Source organism: Chitinophaga sp. 22620 (genome assembly GCF_052044405.1).
GTDB lineage: Bacteria > Bacteroidota > Bacteroidia > Chitinophagales > Chitinophagaceae > Chitinophaga.
Map to the genome: position 1 here is coordinate 215,495 of NZ_JBQEMV010000005.1, position 17,300 is coordinate 232,794.

Consider the following 17,300-nt stretch of genomic DNA (forward strand, 5'->3'; position numbering starts at 1 on the left):
TTATTTTACATAGATCGTATCTCCTCTACGCCTGAATTCTATATCCCAACCGAAGGAAAGGTGGCGCATCACCTTTTCCAGTGAAGGCTGGTCGAACTGTGCCGTAACTGATACATTTTTTAATGTGGGTGGATAGCTATAAGCGACATGGTATTGTTTTTCCAGCTGCGCCAATACTTCTTTCAACGGAACCTGCCGGAAAATTAACTTGCCCGATACCCAGGCGCCCATGTTGGCGGGGTTTTCCGGAATGATCCGGGATTGTTTGCCGGCGTCCCGGTAGATCAGGAGCTGGCCCGGAGAGAGTATTTTTTCTTTATCAGGCAAAACACCGCCGTACCGGATGCCGATACGGCCCCGTTGCAGCGAAATTCTAAGTTCATCAGTTTGCCCGTAGGCCTGTATGTTGAAGGCCGTACCATATACTTTCGTAAGGGCGGCGCCTGCTTTTACGGTGAAGGGGTGTGCGGTATCGTGCGTAACGTCGAAAAACGCTTCGCCCTGCAGCTGCACTTCCCGGTGGCGGCTGAAGTCGGGATGGTACTTTAAGCTGGACAAGCTGTTCAGCCATACTACCGAACTATCGGGTAATACCAGTTTGAGGCGCTGCCCGGATGCGGTGGAGACTTCCCGGAAAGCCAGCGGTTCCCGTACCTGGCCATGCCGGTTGTTTTTCACGAGAAAGTAAGTGATACTTCCCGTGGCAAGGAAGATACCTATCCATACGGCTGCAGACATGCGGGCAAACCGTTTCCACCAACCCGGGCTTGCCGGATGGGGTATAACAGGAACCGGTTCCCTGAACCGGGGATTTTCTTTCAGCCGTTGCACCAGGCGTTCTTCGTCAGCCGCAGACAATAAACCGCTGGCCTTGCTTTCCTGCTGCACCTGCCTGAACCAGGCTTCCAGCAGTGTTATTTCCTCTGGTGTGCAGGCGCCTTCCTTATAACGTTGCAGGAGTTTTTTAATAGATGCTTCCGATGACATGTCAAGACCCATTTTTAACCAGGTCAATATGATAGTCTGAAAAGCGCCTGAAAAGAACTATCCGGGGAACGGTATTCTTACTGAATTAACCTTTTGGTAATATTGGAGGGATTCAAAAAGAGTCACAGGACAGGTAGCAGGGAGAATAAGGAAAACAAAAACGGGGCTAAACGGGCAATCAGCGTATGAAGGCGCTTGCGGATCTGCTGCAGGTGATTTTTTACAGTGGAAGGAGATAGCAGCAATTCATCTGCAATTTCCCGGATGCTTTTTTCTTCCAGGAAACGGAGCTGGTACACGCGTTTCATCTGAGGGGGCAGTTGGCTTACTTCGGCATCCAGCAATGATCGGGGTGTGTCTGTGATCTCGGCTAAGGGCTGTATGGCTGGCCCGGAAAGCTGTTCCCAGGCGGCTATTTGTTGTGCGCTCAATTGCCGACCCTTTAAATGATCGAATACTTTATAACGGGCAATAGTATAAAAATAGTTGAATACATGCTGCCCGATCTCTATATCCCGGCGCTTTTCCCAAACGTCCAGGAAAACTTCCTGCAAGATATCTTCAGCGTCAGCTTTTCCTATGTCCCATTTGTAAATAACGGAATACAAACGCCGCATGTAGCGCCTGTACAGCGTTTCAAAAGCAGATCTGTCGTCCTGCTTTACCTGCTGCCATAATTCCCGGTCTGAAATATCCTCGTCGGACATAGTACTGTAGGCTATTAAGGTCACAAAGAAAGGCAATCTTTGTTAAAATAATATGAAGAGACCCGGTAACAGCAATGCCGCGATCACCTGCTAAAGGGACTTGTTTGTTTTGCCTGTTATTTTAGCAAACAGGCATCTAGCAAGAATATTTATCTTTAATTTATGCGAATTGTTTGCCACTGCCGTATCATCTTTTCTTGCCTTCTCCTGTCAAGCGCTGTGCTCACGGGCGGAAAGGCTTTCCCCCAGGCCGGGGAACCCCCCCGGCCCAATATCATTCTCATTATGGCGGATGACCTTGGTTATTCGGACCTTGGTTGTTACGGCGGAGAGATCAGCACGCCGAACCTCGATTATCTTGCTGCCCGGGGCCTGCGTTTCAGCAGTTTTTACAATACTTCTCGCTGCTGCCCCACCAGGGCGGCCCTGCTCACCGGAATGTACAACCACAATGCCGGAATAGGCGAAATGACCACGGACAGGCGGATGCCCGGCTACCGCGGCGCCTTGGGCAGGAATGTGGTAACCATTGCGGAAGTGCTGAAGGACGCGGGATACCGCACGGCCATGTCCGGCAAATGGCATGTGTCCAATACAATAGAAGAGCCTACCCCGCAGGCGCAGCTGGATTGGCTGAACCATAAGACCGACCGGCCGCTTTTTTCACCGGTGGATCAATACCCGGTGAACAGGGGTTTTGAAAAATATTTCGGCACCATCTGGGGCGTGATCGATTTTTTTGATCCTTTCAGCCTGGTGAGCGGAACGGTGCCCATTAAACAGGTGCCGCAGGATTATTATCATACGGACGCCATCAACGATTCCGCGGCGCAATACGTCCGTGAGTTCAGCAAAGGAGAGCAGCCCTTTTTTATCTATATAGCGCACAATGCGCCGCACTGGCCGTTGCAGGCCAAACCAGGCGATATTGAAAAGTATAAGGACACCTACAAAGCGGGCTGGGACATTATCCGGAAAGCGCGGTATGAAAAGCTGGTGAAATCCGGGTTGGTTGACGCTGCGAAAGCCCCGCTTTCACCCCGCATGAAGAACGAGCTGGCCTGGGAAAATAACCCGGACAAGGAATGGGACGCCCATGCCATGGCAGTGCATGCCGCTATGGTGGATTGTATGGACCAGGGGATCGGGAGGATCATCTCTGCGCTGAAAGAAACAGGCGAGCTGAACAACACGCTGATCATTTTCCTCAGCGACAACGGCGCGAGCCCTGAAGATTGCTCCCGCTACGGTAAAGGCTTCGACAGGCCGGGCGAAACCCGGGACGGGAAAGAGATCGTTTATCCCCGGGATAAAAAAACGATGCCCGGGCCGCAGACCACCTTTGCCTCCATCGGAGAACGCTGGGCCAATGTAGCCAATACGCCCTATCAATACGCCAAGATGGAATCATATGAAGGCGGCGTGCGCACGCCCATGATCGCCTTCTGGCCCGAAGGGATCAGGAGCAAGGGTAAAATATCCGTGCAAACCGGTCATGTGATGGATTTTATGGCCACATTCACGGAGCTGTCCGGCGCGGCATATCCCTCCTCGTACAAAGGCAATACCATCCTGCCCATGCAGGGCCGGAGCCTGGCGGCCGCTTTGAAAGGAAAGAAGGGCGAAGGGCATGATTATCTTTTTAATGAACATATGAACGCGCGTTATGCCCGTTCACCTGAATGGAAGCTGGTTTCGCTGACGAAGGACAGTACCTGGCGCCTTTACAGGATCCATGAGGACGAGACGGAGCTGAACGACCTGGCGGCGAAATACCCTGAAGTGGTGAAAGACCTTCGGAACAGGTGGTATCAGTGGGCGCGGGAGAACCGCGTGCTGCCGAAGCAGCGGAAGGAACAGGAATGAGCGATCAAATGCCGGTGCGTTTCCAGCGAATGCATGGCCGGACAACGTCCTGAAAATTAGCGGACCGGGTTTCAGCCCCTTTTTGTAAATTTATGCGGTTGCAGTTATGAGCTGCTGTCTCAGTTACTTATGCGAGATACCAATGATATGGCTTTATTGGCGTTGTTGAAAGACGGGGATGAAACTGCTTTTACCGAAATTTACAACCAGTATTGGGAGCCACTATATTTCATGGCGCACAAACGCCTGCAATCCGCGCAGGACGCGGAAGAAATCGTTCAGCAGGTTTTTCTGACGCTCTGGCATAAAAGAGCATCCCTGTCTATCCAGTCCCTTCCGTTTTACCTGGCGGCTATGGTGCGGTATGCTATTTACCGCCATTTTGCCAACCTGCAGCGCAAAAAGGAACAGACGGGCGCTTTGCATGCCATTACCGCTGAACAATCTCCCGCTTTTGACATCGACAATAAATTCCTGCTGGAAATATTGAACAAACTGGCCAACGAGCTACCAGCCAAACATCGTATCGTTTTTCTGCAGCACAAGCTGCTGGACCGTCCCCTGGAAGAGGTGGCCGGCGAACTGGGCGTATCGGTACGCACCGCCGAAGGGTATATTGCCCGCGTGATGCAGGTGATGCGCCAGCGGCGGGAGTACCTTACCCTGGCCATGATTTTTATGCTGATCAAATAACCCGTAATTTTTTTTCTCCTTTTTTGCGTGTGAATTCATCTGGCAATGCTCTATGTATATAGAGGGGCATAGTTTATTATTTAAATGCATTCAATGGATACAGCGCAGATCAGTGTTTTGGCAGAAAAATTCCTGGATGGCACGGCAACCGCCGCTGAGCAGGAAGCGCTGCATGCATGGTACGACCAGGTGAACGAGGGCGAAACGGAAATCGTTGTCAGCGCCCGGCCGGATACACCGGAGGAAGCTAAAGCGCGGATACTGCGCCAGTTGCAGGAGCAGATCGCCCGGGATAAAAAAGCCGCACCGGCCCCGGTGCGGCCCATGCGCCGGAAATGGCTGCCTTGGGTGGCCGCTGCCGCTTTCATTATATTAGCTGCCACCTACCTGCTGCGGCAGCCGGATAAACAGGAGAAGCCAACGGCAGTATTACCCGTCCCCCCGGCGGGCAACAAGGCCATGCTTACCCTGGGCAACGGTACCGTGGTGGACCTCAGCGCAGGCACAGACGGCGCTATTGCGGAACAGGAAGGCACTACGGTCAACAAACAACAGGCTTTATTGATTTATGACGCGGGCAATGGCACGGTTCAGCCGGCTATCAACAAGCTGACGGTGCCGCGGGGCGGCAAATACAGGCTTATATTGCCCGATGGCACGAAGGTATGGCTGAATGCCGCCAGCGAACTGCGGTTCCCGACTGCTTTTCCCGGCGAGGAGCGGGTAGTGGAGCTGGACGGCGAGGGTTATTTTGAAGTAGCGGCGGATGCAGACCAGCCATTTATCGTTAAGACCGCCCGTCTCCGCGTAGAAGTGCTGGGCACGCATTTTAACGTGAAAGCTTATACAGATGAATCCACGATCAATACCGCCCTGCTGGAAGGAAGCGTGAAAATAGTAACGGCAAATGGAAAAAGCAGCCTGCTGAAGCCGGGAGACCTGGCGAAAGTAACAGCAGATCACAGCGTCTGCATCACACGGGAGCCCGATCCTGGCCAGGCCATTGCCTGGAAAGAAGGTTTCTTCGCTTTCAGGAACGCGGAAATTGCCGTTATACTCCGGGAGATCGGCCGCTGGTACGACGTGGATATAAAACATGAAGGGCCGCTTACGCGCCGCCGTTTTACCGGGAAGGTATCGCGCAGCTACAGCCTCGCTGAAACACTGTCCATACTGGAGGCCAGCGACCTGCATTTCAGGCAGGAAGGGAAGAATATTATCGTTTTACCATAAAAGAGAGACCGAACCGCATACAGGAGCTTTGCCGGAACGCCGCAATAAAAGGCTGGTACGAGCTTAGACATGACGAAAAAGAGCATTGTTTTACCATTAAAAAACCAAACTAAAAAAAATACAAAGACCAAAATCGTACACCAGCTTCTGATAGAATTTTATTTAAATCATTAACCAACCAGTTTTATGATCTCAACTACCTTTTGCCCAAAGAGGCAAGGCAGGTTATGCCTATCAACCAAATCCGGGCTGCGCCCGTTCACAAAAAGATTGATCACCGTGAAGCTGTCAATTATCATTTTTTTACTCGGGGCAATGCATGTAAGCGCCGCCGTGTCCGCTCAGAAGATCTCCATTTCGCAAAAGAATGCGCCGCTGGAAAAAGTGCTCGATGAAATCGAGCGGCAGAGCGGGTACCAGGTCTGGTACGAGGAAGGCACGCTGCCTTCCGGCGATGTGGTGAGCATTGCCCTGAAGAACGCTTCCCTGGAGGAGGCGCTCAATACCTGTCTCAGTGGCCGTCACCTCACATGGACCATCATCAGGAAAACGATCGTGCTTAAAAAAGAGGCACAGCTCCCCTTTATTCCCCAGCCGCCGCAAAAGATCAGCGGCCTGGTGAAAGATGCTGTCACCGGCAAACCTTTGATAGGTGCCACGATACAGATCAGGGGCACCACCAAAGCCACGGTTACCAATCCCAGCGGCGAGTTCGAGCTGGAAACGGATGCCCGCGAAGTAATGCTGGAAGTGTCTTTTATCGGGTATGAGCCACAGCGTGTAAAAGCAGCCGGCAACCAGCCGTTGACCATCCTGCTTTCCATCAGCACTTCAAAGCTGGATGAACTGATCATCACCGGTTACTCCGCCAAAAAAACGGGCGAGCTGACCGGCGCGGTACAGAAGATCAGCGGCGACCAGCTGCGGAAAGGCATCACCACATCGGACCCGGTTTCCCTGCTGAAAGGCCGCGCTACCGGCCTGTATATTTCCGAACAGGGCGCCGGCGACCCCACCAGCCCGGGCGGACAGATATTTGTGCGCGGGCAGAGCAGTATTGTGGGAGTAGGCGTAGACCAGGCGAACGAGTTTGTAATGCCCACCCAGAACTACGGGCCGCTGCTCGTGCTGGACGGCGTGATCATGCCTAACCAGAACCTCAAGGAGCTGATCAACCCGCAGGACATAGATAACCTCACCATACTGAAAGATGCCGCCGCCACGGCCATTTACGGTTCCCGCGCCGCGGCGGGCGTAATTGTGGTCACTACCAAAAAAGGAATGGCCGGCAAACCGCAGATACTGGCGGAAGTAAAATATGGGCTGAACGTACCCAACCGCGGGTCGATACGGTTCCTTTCCGGCCCGGAATTATATGAAGTGCAAAAGCGCTACTACACGGAAGACTACCGCGTCAACAACGGCAGCCTCGCCCCGCAATACCCAACGCTGCAGGCATACCTGGACAACCGCCTGCCCGATATGGCGGATGTACAGAACAGTTACGACTGGGAAAAATATGCCTTCCTCAACAGCAACACCAAGCAGGTAAACCTCTCCGCCCGAGGCGGCACGGAAAACACCCGCTACTACGTGGGCGGCACATATTACGACGAGCAGTCCACCGGCGTTAATAACGGTTTAAAGCGCGGCACCTTTCGCATCAACCTGGAAACCAGGCTCACCAAAAGACTGACCACCAACATATCGCTCAATGGTATTTTCGACAACGGCAGGAGAGAGAACTCCAACAGCGGCGTTTTTTTATACGGCATGATCCCCTGGGTAAACCCCTATAACGCCGACGGCTCTCCGAAGCCTGTACTGGAATACAAGCTGAACGGCAGGATGCAGAAACGCGAAAATCCCATTTTCGAAAACCAGTTTAACTACTTCCATCCCAAGGCGCAGCGTTTCTCCGGCTCTATCAAAGCGGATTATAAGCTGACCGAATGGCTCAGCTTTTCCAGCACCAATTCCGCCAACCTCAACTATACTAAAGACGAAAGGTATATAGACGCCCGGAGCTATGCAGGTTCCGGCACTGCCACTTCCTCCAAAGGTTTCCTGGGCACCACTACCAATTATATCAATGCCTTCCTTACCTCCAACCAGCTGAACTTCCATAAAATGCTCGGCAAACATTCGCTGCGCGCTTTAGCGGCTACGGAGTACGGCCGGACGAAAATGGAGAACATGCTGGTGAACGTGAACAACGTAAGGGCCGGCTACCCGGTGATATCGCTGGGCAGACTCGTGGGGGGCAGGTACGATTATTCCATCTACGGCATTCCCACCACCAAGAACGGTAACATAGAAGGTGGTAAGGAAGACCGTGCGTCTTTTTCCGCCTTCGGCGAAGCCGGGTATACCTATGATGACAGGTACAGCATCAGCGCCTCGCTGAGGACCGATGCTTCCAGCAGTTTCGGGGAAGACAAACGTTACGGCACCTTCTATTCCATCGGCGGCGCCTGGGTGATCAGCAACGAACAGTTTGCCAGCGGCCTCGGTTTCCTGAGCAACCTGAAACTGCGGAGTAACTATGGCACCAGCGGTTCCCAGCTGGGGGACAATTTCCTTACCCGCACACTGTACGATCCGCGTTATACCTACAGCGGGCAGGCCGGGGCTACCATTTCCGTGCTTGCTAACCCTGAGCTGCAATGGGAGATCACCAAAACCTTCAGCGCGGGTGCGGACATCGGCCTGTTCAATAAAATTACCGCCAGCGTAGACTACTATCAGCGCCGTTCCGAAGACCTTTTGCAGAAAGTGTCCCTCGATGCCATCAGCGGCTTCCCCACGCAATGGCAGAACGTGGCCACCGTGCAGAACAGGGGCTGGGAAGTGCTGATCAATTCAGACAATATCAGCGGCAATAATTTCCGGTGGAACACATCCTTCAACATCAGCTTCAACAAGAACAAGATCATCAGCGTAGCCAACGATTCCCTGCGGCAGGGATTCTATAATGCCAACAGCTTTTACCTGTTCCCCGGCGACGATATCAATTCACTGAAGGCTGTGAAATATGCAGGGATAGATCCCGAAACGGGCAAGCCGAGGTTTGAAAAGCTGATCTTCGACGACAAGGGGCAGACAACCGGCATTGAATATGTGAATTCCGCAGACGAGGTTGGCGCAGCCGCCGACCCGCGGCAGTTCCAGTACATCGGCAGCTTCCAGCCGAAATTCTATGGCGGGCTTACCAACACTTTCACCTACAAAAATTTCTCCCTGGACGTGCTGATCACTTATGCATACGGCTACGTGATCACGGACGACCTGGCTGAGCAAATGCAGGGCTCCAATATCACCAGCTATAACCAGGTTGCTTACCGCAAGCATCAGAAGCAGTGGACCACGCCCGGGCAAACAGATGCAACCGAGCCGGAGCTGTACACGCATGCCAACACGAGCTATTTCGGTTCCAGCAAATACATGCACGATGGCAGCCATGCCCGCCTGCGCAGCGTCCGCCTGGGATACGAGCTGCCCAAAACCTTCCTGAAAAAGCTGAACCTCTCGCAGGCCAATTTTTATGTCAGCGGCGATAACCTGTACACGCTTTATTCCAAAGACATTATTGCTTCCGACCCTGAAGGCCCGTCTGTAGGGCATGCGCAGGACTTCGGCGGCTCTGTCGGGTCCGGCATCGGTATCCCGCGGCGCTATGTGTTCGGCTTGCAGGTTGGGTTTTAAATTTTTGGATTCAAATCTTGAAAAAAATGAGATACACTATCATAATTATACTCACCGGCCTGCTGGCAACCGCATGCAACAAGCAGATAGACAGCGTGCGGCCATTGACGAAGATCGACAAGGAAGGGGAACTGGCCTCGCTCGCCGGCATTGAAGAAACAACGGTGGGCAACTATATCCTGCTGCAGGGCAGCGGGTTTAATAACTTCGATGTGCCCATGCACGATTTTGCGGAAAGCCGGGGCAATAATGTTACCCTGCAAACCTGGGGGCCTGCCGCCAAAACTACGGACGCGTTCTTTTTCAGGAACAGTTCCAGCCCGACGCAGGGCAACAGCGTGGATTTTTACCGCGGGGCCTACCAGGTTATCGTGAGCGTCAACACTACGCTGGAAGGCATTGCGGCCATGGAGAAGACAACCTTTTCCGTTTTGACTGAAGCCGAAAAGAACAGGTTCCTTTATGCCAAAGGAGAAAACCTTTTCCTCCGTGCGCTGGTTTATTTTAATCTCGTAAGGGTGTATGGAAAGCCTTATTACCAGTCAGCCGCCACAAGTCCTGCTGTGATCATCAAAACCAGCAGCGACATTAAGGATGTACCGGAACGGAGCACTGTGAAAGAGGTGTACGACTTTATCATCGGCGACCTGCAGGCCGCGGCGCAGCTGATGAAGGCGCCTGTAACGAAAACCAACGCTTTTGGCAACACGGCCGCCGCATGGTCGCTGCTGTCTCGCGCATATCTCTACATGGGCGGCAGCATAGCCGCGCCGGACGCCGCTTTTAACCAGCGCGCCGCCGATTATGCGGATAGCGTAATAGATCATACCGCCGGGAAATATATACTGCTGCAAGGCGATGCCTATAACAAGATGTTTGCCGACGATGAGCTGGGAAGCATCGGCCGTGCCAATGGCACTACGAACAAGGAGCTGATCTTTGCATACGACAACGCTGCCGGCGGTAGCTCTATCGGCGAATTCTATCATTTCGATGCTATTTACGGTGTGGGCGCCACTTTCCTCCCTTCCGCCAGCTTTAAAAGCCTGCTGGCGCCCGGCGATGCCAGGAGTGCTTTTCTGAAGCTGAATCCCAATTCCGGCTTCGTGGAAACGACCAAATACCTGGTGCTGACCGAAGCCTGGCTTACCCGCGCGCCGTATATCTATTTCCGCCTGGCCGAGCTGTACCTCAACAGGGCCGAGGCGTATGCCAAGCTGGGCAACACTGCCAAAGCAAAGGAAAGCCTGAAAGCGATCCATACCCGTGCGGGCCTGCCGGCGTCGGATGTGGACAACCTGGCCGCACAGGACGTATTGGCCGCCGTACTGAAAGAAAGAAGGATAGAGCTGGCTTTTGAAGGCCATAACAGCTTCGATTATTTCCGGAACGGCCTGCCCATGACAAGGACGGCTGCGGACAATAACGGCACGGCGCTGACCATTCAGCCCACGGACCCGAAAGTAGTGCTTGAAATACCTAAAAACTGACCCAACCAGCCATGATAAAACAAACCATTCTCGCAACCATCGCCATTGCGCTCCTGTCCGCTCACGAGCCCGGCGGCTTCCGGATAAAAGGAAAGATCAGCGGCCAGGTGGAAGGCAAAAAAGTGTACCTGAAGTATGCGGACATTCCTTCCAAAACCATCCTGGACAGCGCCGTGATCCATAACGGGGAGTTTGCCTTCAACGGAACAGCGGCCACGCCCCGGTTCTATTCCCTTGTAATCAAAAATGACGAACCTACGGACAGGGTGCTGCAAGACCGTGTGATCAACCTTTTCGCCGCAAACAACGACAACATCAGCGTTGCCGCGGTGTACGACAGCCTGAAAAAGGAAATAGAGCTTTATTCCGGCGGCGGGACCTCTCTTGCGGCAACAGTCAGCGGCAGCGCCGGCAACGATCTTTTCCTCCAGTATTACCGGCAGAAAAACGTTTTTGACGAAGAGAATAACCGGTATTTTGACGGTTACATCGCCTACCTGAATCCCGGGAAAGGGAAAGAGAAAGGGCCGCATGAAGTAGGCATGAACCTGTGCAGGAAGATGGACGCGGTGGATAAGGAACGGAAAGCATTCATGAAGGATTTTATATTGAAGAACAAACCTTCCGAAGTGCTGGCCTTCATCGCATTGCAGGCGGTAGAGCAGCGCAGCATCAATATAGAAGAGATCGACCGGCTGACGCAGCATTTTGCGGGTATAACGGAAAAAGGTACGCTCACCCAACATTTCCTGGAAAAGGCCGAATCCAACAAACAGGCCGCAGTAGGCTCGATGGTAATGGACTTCACCCTGCAGGATACTACCGGCGCGCAACACCGCCTGAAAGATTATATCGGCAAAGGCAAATACGTGCTGTTCGAATTCTGGGCGTCCTGGTGCGGCCCCTGCCGGGCAGACATTCCCCATCTCAGGGAGGTGCATGCGCTGTACAATAAAAAAGGATTCGAGATCGTCAGCATTTCCCTGGACGACGATAAGGAAAAATGGCTGAAGGCCATCCGGGAAGAAAAAATGAAATGGACGCAGCTGTCGGACCTGAAAGCCTTTAGCAGCGAGCTGGCCAAAGCCTACCGTATCCGCGGCATTCCTTCCTGCCTGCTGTTCGACCCCGAAGGAAAGCTGGTGACCCGGAATATGCGCGGCTCCTGGATGGACGCCGCTTTGATAGACATGTACGGCGACCTCTTTACGAAACAATAAAACACAAACCGATCATTATGCATATTAAAAGCATCTTCTTCTGCCTTTCCGCCGCCGCCCTATATGCCTGCGGACCGGCGAAAACCCACAAGGCGACCATTACGGCCGATATCACCGGTCTTAAAGACACAGTGGTATATCTTTCCATACCCGTGGCCGATTCGGCGAAAACAGACACCATTCCTGTCAAAGACGGCAAATTCACCTGGGCCGGCGAGACTGCCGAACCGGTAAAAGTCTACCTGATGTTCCCTACCCGTTTTTTTGATTTTTTCCTTGAGAACGCGGACATCCGTATCTCCGGGCATGCGGATTCGCTGAATAAGCTGAGGGTTGCCGGCTCTGCAAGCCACGATGAGCACCTGGCCTACAGGGCTTCGATCAAACACATCACCGACCAGGAAGAGCAGCTGTATGGCAAATACGAAGAAGTGAAGGGCAATGATTCTGCCAAGGCCGCATGGGAAGGACAGCTGGATGTGCTCCGCAAGCAGCGCAGGAAGGAAACGATGAACTACATCACCGCGCATCCTAAAAGTCCTGTAAGCCTTTCCCTCCTTTCGGATATGGCCGTGACAGGAGAATACAAGCAGCTGGACAGCCTGTACCAAATGCTGGATACATCCGCGCAGCTGACGGCCGTAGGCGGGCGCCTTGGGAAACGGATCGCCATATTGAAGAAGAGCGCCATCGGGGAGCCGATGATAGACTTTGCACAGCCGGATGTAAACGGCAAGCCTGTGAAGCTGTCCGACTTCAGGGGAAAATATGTGCTGCTCGATTTCTGGGCCAGCTGGTGCGGACCCTGCAGGGCGGAGAATCCCAACGTGCTGAAAGCATACAATACCTACAAGGATAAAAATTTTACGGTAGTAGGCGTGTCGCTGGACGATAGCGGCGAGAAGTGGCGCAAGGCGATCGAAGAGGACGGCATGCCCTGGGTACAGCTGTCTGACCTGAAGGGATTTAAGAATGAAGTGGCCTCGCAATACGGCATCCAGGCGATCCCATCCACCTTCCTGGTGAACCCGGAGGGTGTGATTATTGCCAAGGATCTCCGGGGCGAAGCGCTGCATAAAAAGCTGGAAGAACTGCTGAACTAACTTTTCTACATTCACTCAATCATCAGTCATGAAACAAATTTCGCTGCTGACCGCCGCCTGCATGATGCAACTGGTCGTACAGGCCCAGTCTTTCACGCTCACCGGGCAGGTGGAAGGCAAACCCTCGGGATACATCTATTTAAACTACCCCGGAAGTGATGGCAATTACCGGATGGACAGCGCGAAGCTGAGCGAAGGCCGGTTTACCTTCAACGGGAATATCGACGGGCCTTCGATGAGCGGCCTGTCCCTGGAAAGGCCTTCTCCCATGTCGTTTGACGATGATATAGCTTCCCTGTTCCTTGAGCCGGGCGCCATGACGGCTTCCCTGAAAAAAGGACATCTGAAAGAGGCTGTCTTAAAGGGCTCCAAAGCGCAGGACGATATGGAGCTGCTGAATGCAGCCAGGAAGCCTGTTATGACCGGGCTTGCCCCGCTGTCCGCCACTTACAACAGGCTGAACCTGGCATACATCGCCGCCCGCAAAGCAAAGAAAGACAGCGCCACCCTGGCCGGGATGCTGGATGAGCTGGAAGAAGTAAAAGGAAAAATGGAACCTTATTACGAAAAGATGGAGGTCATCGATAAGGATTTTATAGAAAAACATCCGGCATCGTATGCCAGCGCTTACCTGCTCCGTTTCCGCATCAGCGGCATGCCACTCGCGGAGGCGGAAGCCTGTTACAACCGGATGCCGCCGGCCCTGCAGCAGAGCAGCTTTGGAAGGGAGATCAAAAAAGAAGTGGACGGCCTGCGCAGCGGCTCTCCCGGCAGCGAGGCCTTTGTTTTCAGCAAGACCGATATCAACGGCCAGCCGCTTAGCCTCCAGGATTTCAAAGGCCGGTATGTGCTTATCGATTTCTGGGCGAGCTGGTGCGTGCCCTGCAGGAAAGGCAATCCCCATCTGAAAGAACTGTACGCAAAGTATAAAGGCAAAGGCCTGGAGATCATCGGTATTTCTGACGACGACAGCCGCCCGGAAGAGTGGAAAAAAGCCGTGTCGCAGGATGGGATAGGCATTTGGAAGCATGTGCTGCGGGGGCTGGACATGCAGAAAAGGCAAAAGAAAGAACCCAACCCTGAAGATATCAGCGACCGCTACGGCATCCATTCCCTGCCCACCAAAATACTGATCGACCCCAAAGGGATGATCGTAGGAAGATACGGCGGAGGAGGAGAGAATGACGAGGCGATGGATAAGAAGCTGGCCGAAGTGTTCGGGAACTGATCTTATTAAAAAAAGAGGGTATCTCCTGTTTTGGCAAACATGGGAGATACCCTCTTTTTTATGTTGAAGTGTTATCAGCGCTTTACAAGGGAGCGCATGGCCACGGCATATCTCCTGCCAAATTCCCGCTGGGATGCGGCATTTATATGAATGCCGTCGGGCAGCGCGGCAAAGCCGTTAGCGCGCACGACCGCAAAGAATTGTAACGATTTAGCGGCATCATGGATGGTGGGATTCAGCGTAGCGGCGCCTTTGTGGAAGTCCGCCAGCTCGCCGGCAACGAAGGGGAGGTCCGGTATCCGGAAGGCCTGCCGGAATTTATTCACCAGCTGCGCCAGGTTGCCGCTGTAGGCTGCGGCTTTATCCGGCGCGGTGTCTGCTTCGCCCTGGTGCCAGAGGATACCTTTTAATACCCCGTCTTTCATGGCCAGCCGCGCTCGCAGGATGGCGTTATTCCAGGGGAAGCTGCGCGTTTGTTCCCAGAACTTGTCATGCAGCCAGTACTCCATGCCCGAGCCGCCCGCAGCGCAGGGTATCAGGCCGATCACGATATCAGGATCATATTTTATCATTTCACGGGCGAAGCTCAAGCCCGGGCCTACGCCGGCCGCAGTTTTGTCGAAATGCACCGGGTCTTTGGCGATCTCCCATTCCCCGTCCCGGTTAAGCGCCAGTATGCGCGGGTTGCCGATAGTGTCCTGCGGCTCCGGGATGCCCCTGCCCGCCATATTGGATTGCCCGGCCAGCAGGTATACATGGAATTTTTTGGCGGATACTTTGATCGCTGCTTTCTCCCTGTTTTGCGGGATGACAGGCTGCTGTTGGGCGTACAGCGCATGCGTTGCCAATACCAGCAGGGCCAGCATCCGGAAAGGTGATTGTTTTCTTTTCATGTGTTCGGTTGACGGTTTCCTGTTTTGAAATGGTATAACGGGCAGAACAAAGATAGCAGGCCATCGTTAGTAAAAAAATAGCCGCTCCCTACCAAGCCCCAAAATCATTATATTTGTTCATAACAGCTACGTGCACACTTCATCGCGGTTCCGGGAAGCTGTTCCTGCCTCCAGTGTTTTTTCCCCTTTATACCACCGTACACCTTTATATCACATACATTAGATCATTAACTATTGTCAACCGATTTCTCATATGATGTCCGGGAACTGTTAACAAGGGTTGCAGACGGAGATGAAGCAGCCTTTCAGAGTTTATTCGAGCGCTACCGTTCTCCTTTTTTCGGGGTCTGCATGAAGCTGTCCGGCACGCGGGAAGTGGCGGAAGAAGTGGTGCAGGAAACTTTCATACGCATATGGGAAAAACGGCAGCATTTACGGAACCTGGAGAAGGCGCAGGCATACCTCTACCGGATATTCCGGAACGTCCTGTTCGAATATTTCCGGCATATGGCCGCGGAACGGAAGGCCATGGGCGCTATCCTGGACTATTATGAAACGGGAGCGGACGAAGGCGTGAAAGAAAAGCTTCGTCTTGAAGCCCGCCTGGCGTTGCTCCAGGAATCTCTCCGGCATCTCACCCCGCAGCAGGCCAACGTGTTCCGTCTTATCAGGCTGGAAGGGCTGAGCCGCAACGAGGCCGCGGGCCGCCTGGGCATATCCCCCCATACCGTCAGGAACCTCCTGGCCGAAGCTACCAGGGTATTGCGCGCAAAGAACGGGCACCTCGAAATGGCCATTCTCTTTTTCCTGTCCATGGCGGAATCATAGCCGCCGGAAATTTTTTTTCATTTTTTCTAGTACATCCTGCAAACCCTCCCGTTTACTTTATTGAACACTTATGGATCTGCAGCAGGAACGCATATTATATCTATTGCATCGCTACGGCGAACGCACTGCCACCGCGGAAGAGCGCGGCGAGCTCACGGCATGGCTGGCTTCCGCGCAGGCAGACGACGTGCCGGAGGAGTTCGTCACCCTGCTGCTGGATAACGACGCCCAACAGGCACCGGAAACGGAGCCGGACTGGGACCTCGTATACCAGCGCATACTCGCGGGCCGTGAAGCGACAGAAACCCTCAACAGCGGCGGGCTGCGTTTCATACGCTCAACCTGGCTGCGGTACGCGGCGGCAATATTATTATTGGCAGGCCTGATCGGCGTGCTGTATGTAAGCATTACAAAAGAAGGCAGTGAAACCGCGCAGCTGGACCAGTTGCCCAGCGGGCCGGAGATACAGCCCGGGAAAAGCGGCGCCGTACTGGTGCTGGCCGACGGAACACAGCTGGTGCTGGACAGCCTGCGCAATGGCGTGATAGCCTCGCAGAACGGCTCAAAGGCAATCCTTCAGAACGGCCGCCTGGCTTATGATCCGGACAGCGCCGCTACCGGCCGCATTTCCTACAACATATTGTCCACCCCCAAAGGCCGGCAATTCCAGGTTACGCTGCCCGACGGAACAAAGGCATGGCTGAATGCGGCCAGCTACATCCGCTTCCCGACCGTATTTGCGGATCATGAGCGGAAAGTGGAGGTGAAAGGGGAAGTATATCTCGAAGTGGTGAAGGACGCGGCCAGGCCGTTCAGGGTGAATGTGCCCGGGAGAGCGGAGATCGAAGTGCTGGGAACGCACTTCAATGTAAGCGCCTATGACAACGACCGGGCGGTGAACACCACTTTGCTGGAAGGCAGCGTGAGGGTGAACGGGGTGAAGATAAAACCGGGCCAGCGCGCGCTTGCGACGGGCCAGGCAACGGAAGTGGCCATGGCAGATGTGGGCAGGGCGGTAGCATGGAAAAACGGGCTCTTCAATTTCGAGGGCGCTTCGCTGGAAGAAGTGATGAAACAACTGGAACGTTGGTATGATATAGAAGTCGTATATGCAGGAAGTATCCCTGACATAGCATTCGGAGGGGAAATGACAAAGAATATATCCCTGCAGGGTTTATTGATCGTACTGGAAAAATCTGATGTGAATTTTCGATTGGAAGGCAGAAAGCTGATCGTTCTTCCCTGATCAGCAAAAAAAGAAAAACAGGATGCAACGTAACAAAAAACCGGAAGTGTTGGTACCACTTCCGGCGGATAGTTTAGTTGATCCAAATGGAGCTGAATCCT

General features: G+C 53.5%; 13 protein-coding genes. 10 read left to right on the forward strand and 3 right to left on the reverse strand.

The annotated features are described in order from the left end of the window. Positions 1-987: a FecR family protein gene (locus tag ACTJIK_RS23540; protein WP_440649996.1), complete on the reverse strand. Its 987-nt coding sequence runs from the start codon at positions 985-987 to the stop codon at positions 1-3. A 122-nt stretch (positions 988-1,109) separates the two neighbouring features. After that, a complete protein-coding gene (locus tag ACTJIK_RS23545; RefSeq protein ID WP_440649997.1) occupies positions 1,110-1,694 on the reverse strand; it encodes an RNA polymerase sigma factor in 585 nt (194 codons plus the stop codon). A gap of 162 nt (positions 1,695-1,856) precedes the next feature. On the opposite strand from ACTJIK_RS23545, the gene ACTJIK_RS23550 reads away from it, so the two are divergent. The 8 genes from ACTJIK_RS23550 to ACTJIK_RS23585 all read left to right on the forward strand — a co-directional run bounded on the left by ACTJIK_RS23550 (position 1,857) and on the right by ACTJIK_RS23585 (position 14,232). Beyond that, positions 1,857-3,560: an arylsulfatase gene (locus tag ACTJIK_RS23550; protein WP_440649998.1), complete on the forward strand. Its 1,704-nt coding sequence runs from the start codon at positions 1,857-1,859 to the stop codon at positions 3,558-3,560. Positions 3,561-3,689: 129 nt separating this feature from the next. Further along, positions 3,690-4,253 carry an RNA polymerase sigma factor gene (locus ACTJIK_RS23555; RefSeq protein ID WP_440649999.1) on the forward strand — a complete coding sequence of 188 codons (564 nt, stop codon included), beginning with the start codon at positions 3,690-3,692 and terminating at the stop codon, positions 4,251-4,253. Between the two features lie 93 nt (positions 4,254-4,346). Beyond that, entirely contained in the window at positions 4,347-5,486 is a 1,140-nt protein-coding gene (locus ACTJIK_RS23560; RefSeq protein ID WP_440650000.1) for a FecR family protein, read from the forward strand. A gap of 315 nt (positions 5,487-5,801) precedes the next feature. After that, complete coding sequence (locus ACTJIK_RS23565) at positions 5,802-9,191, forward strand: SusC/RagA family TonB-linked outer membrane protein (protein WP_440650001.1); 3,390 nt, start codon at positions 5,802-5,804, stop codon at positions 9,189-9,191. A gap of 26 nt (positions 9,192-9,217) precedes the next feature. Then, complete coding sequence (locus ACTJIK_RS23570; protein WP_440650002.1) at positions 9,218-10,681, forward strand: RagB/SusD family nutrient uptake outer membrane protein; 1,464 nt, start codon at positions 9,218-9,220, stop codon at positions 10,679-10,681. A gap of 11 nt (positions 10,682-10,692) precedes the next feature. Then, entirely contained in the window at positions 10,693-11,901 is a 1,209-nt protein-coding gene (locus ACTJIK_RS23575) for a redoxin domain-containing protein (RefSeq protein ID WP_440650003.1), read from the forward strand. A 17-nt stretch (positions 11,902-11,918) separates the two neighbouring features. Then, a complete protein-coding gene (locus tag ACTJIK_RS23580) occupies positions 11,919-13,004 on the forward strand; it encodes a redoxin domain-containing protein (RefSeq protein ID WP_440650004.1) in 1,086 nt (361 codons plus the stop codon). Positions 13,005-13,032: 28 nt separating this feature from the next. Beyond that, complete coding sequence (locus tag ACTJIK_RS23585; RefSeq protein ID WP_440650005.1) at positions 13,033-14,232, forward strand: thioredoxin-like domain-containing protein; 1,200 nt, start codon at positions 13,033-13,035, stop codon at positions 14,230-14,232. A 74-nt stretch (positions 14,233-14,306) separates the two neighbouring features. Here ACTJIK_RS23585 and ACTJIK_RS23590 read toward each other — a convergent pair whose 3' ends face one another. Continuing rightward, the gene (locus ACTJIK_RS23590) at positions 14,307-15,125 is read right to left on the reverse strand and encodes a sialate O-acetylesterase (RefSeq protein WP_440650006.1); all 819 of its coding nucleotides are present in this window, start codon (positions 15,123-15,125) and stop codon (positions 14,307-14,309) included. A 234-nt stretch (positions 15,126-15,359) separates the two neighbouring features. Between ACTJIK_RS23590 and ACTJIK_RS23595 the strand changes: the two genes are divergently transcribed. Further along, entirely contained in the window at positions 15,360-15,953 is a 594-nt protein-coding gene (locus tag ACTJIK_RS23595; RefSeq protein WP_440650007.1) for an RNA polymerase sigma factor, read from the forward strand. Positions 15,954-16,023: 70 nt separating this feature from the next. Beyond that, a complete protein-coding gene (locus ACTJIK_RS23600) occupies positions 16,024-17,199 on the forward strand; it encodes a FecR family protein (RefSeq protein WP_440650008.1) in 1,176 nt (391 codons plus the stop codon). Positions 17,200-17,300 lie beyond the last annotated feature (101 nt).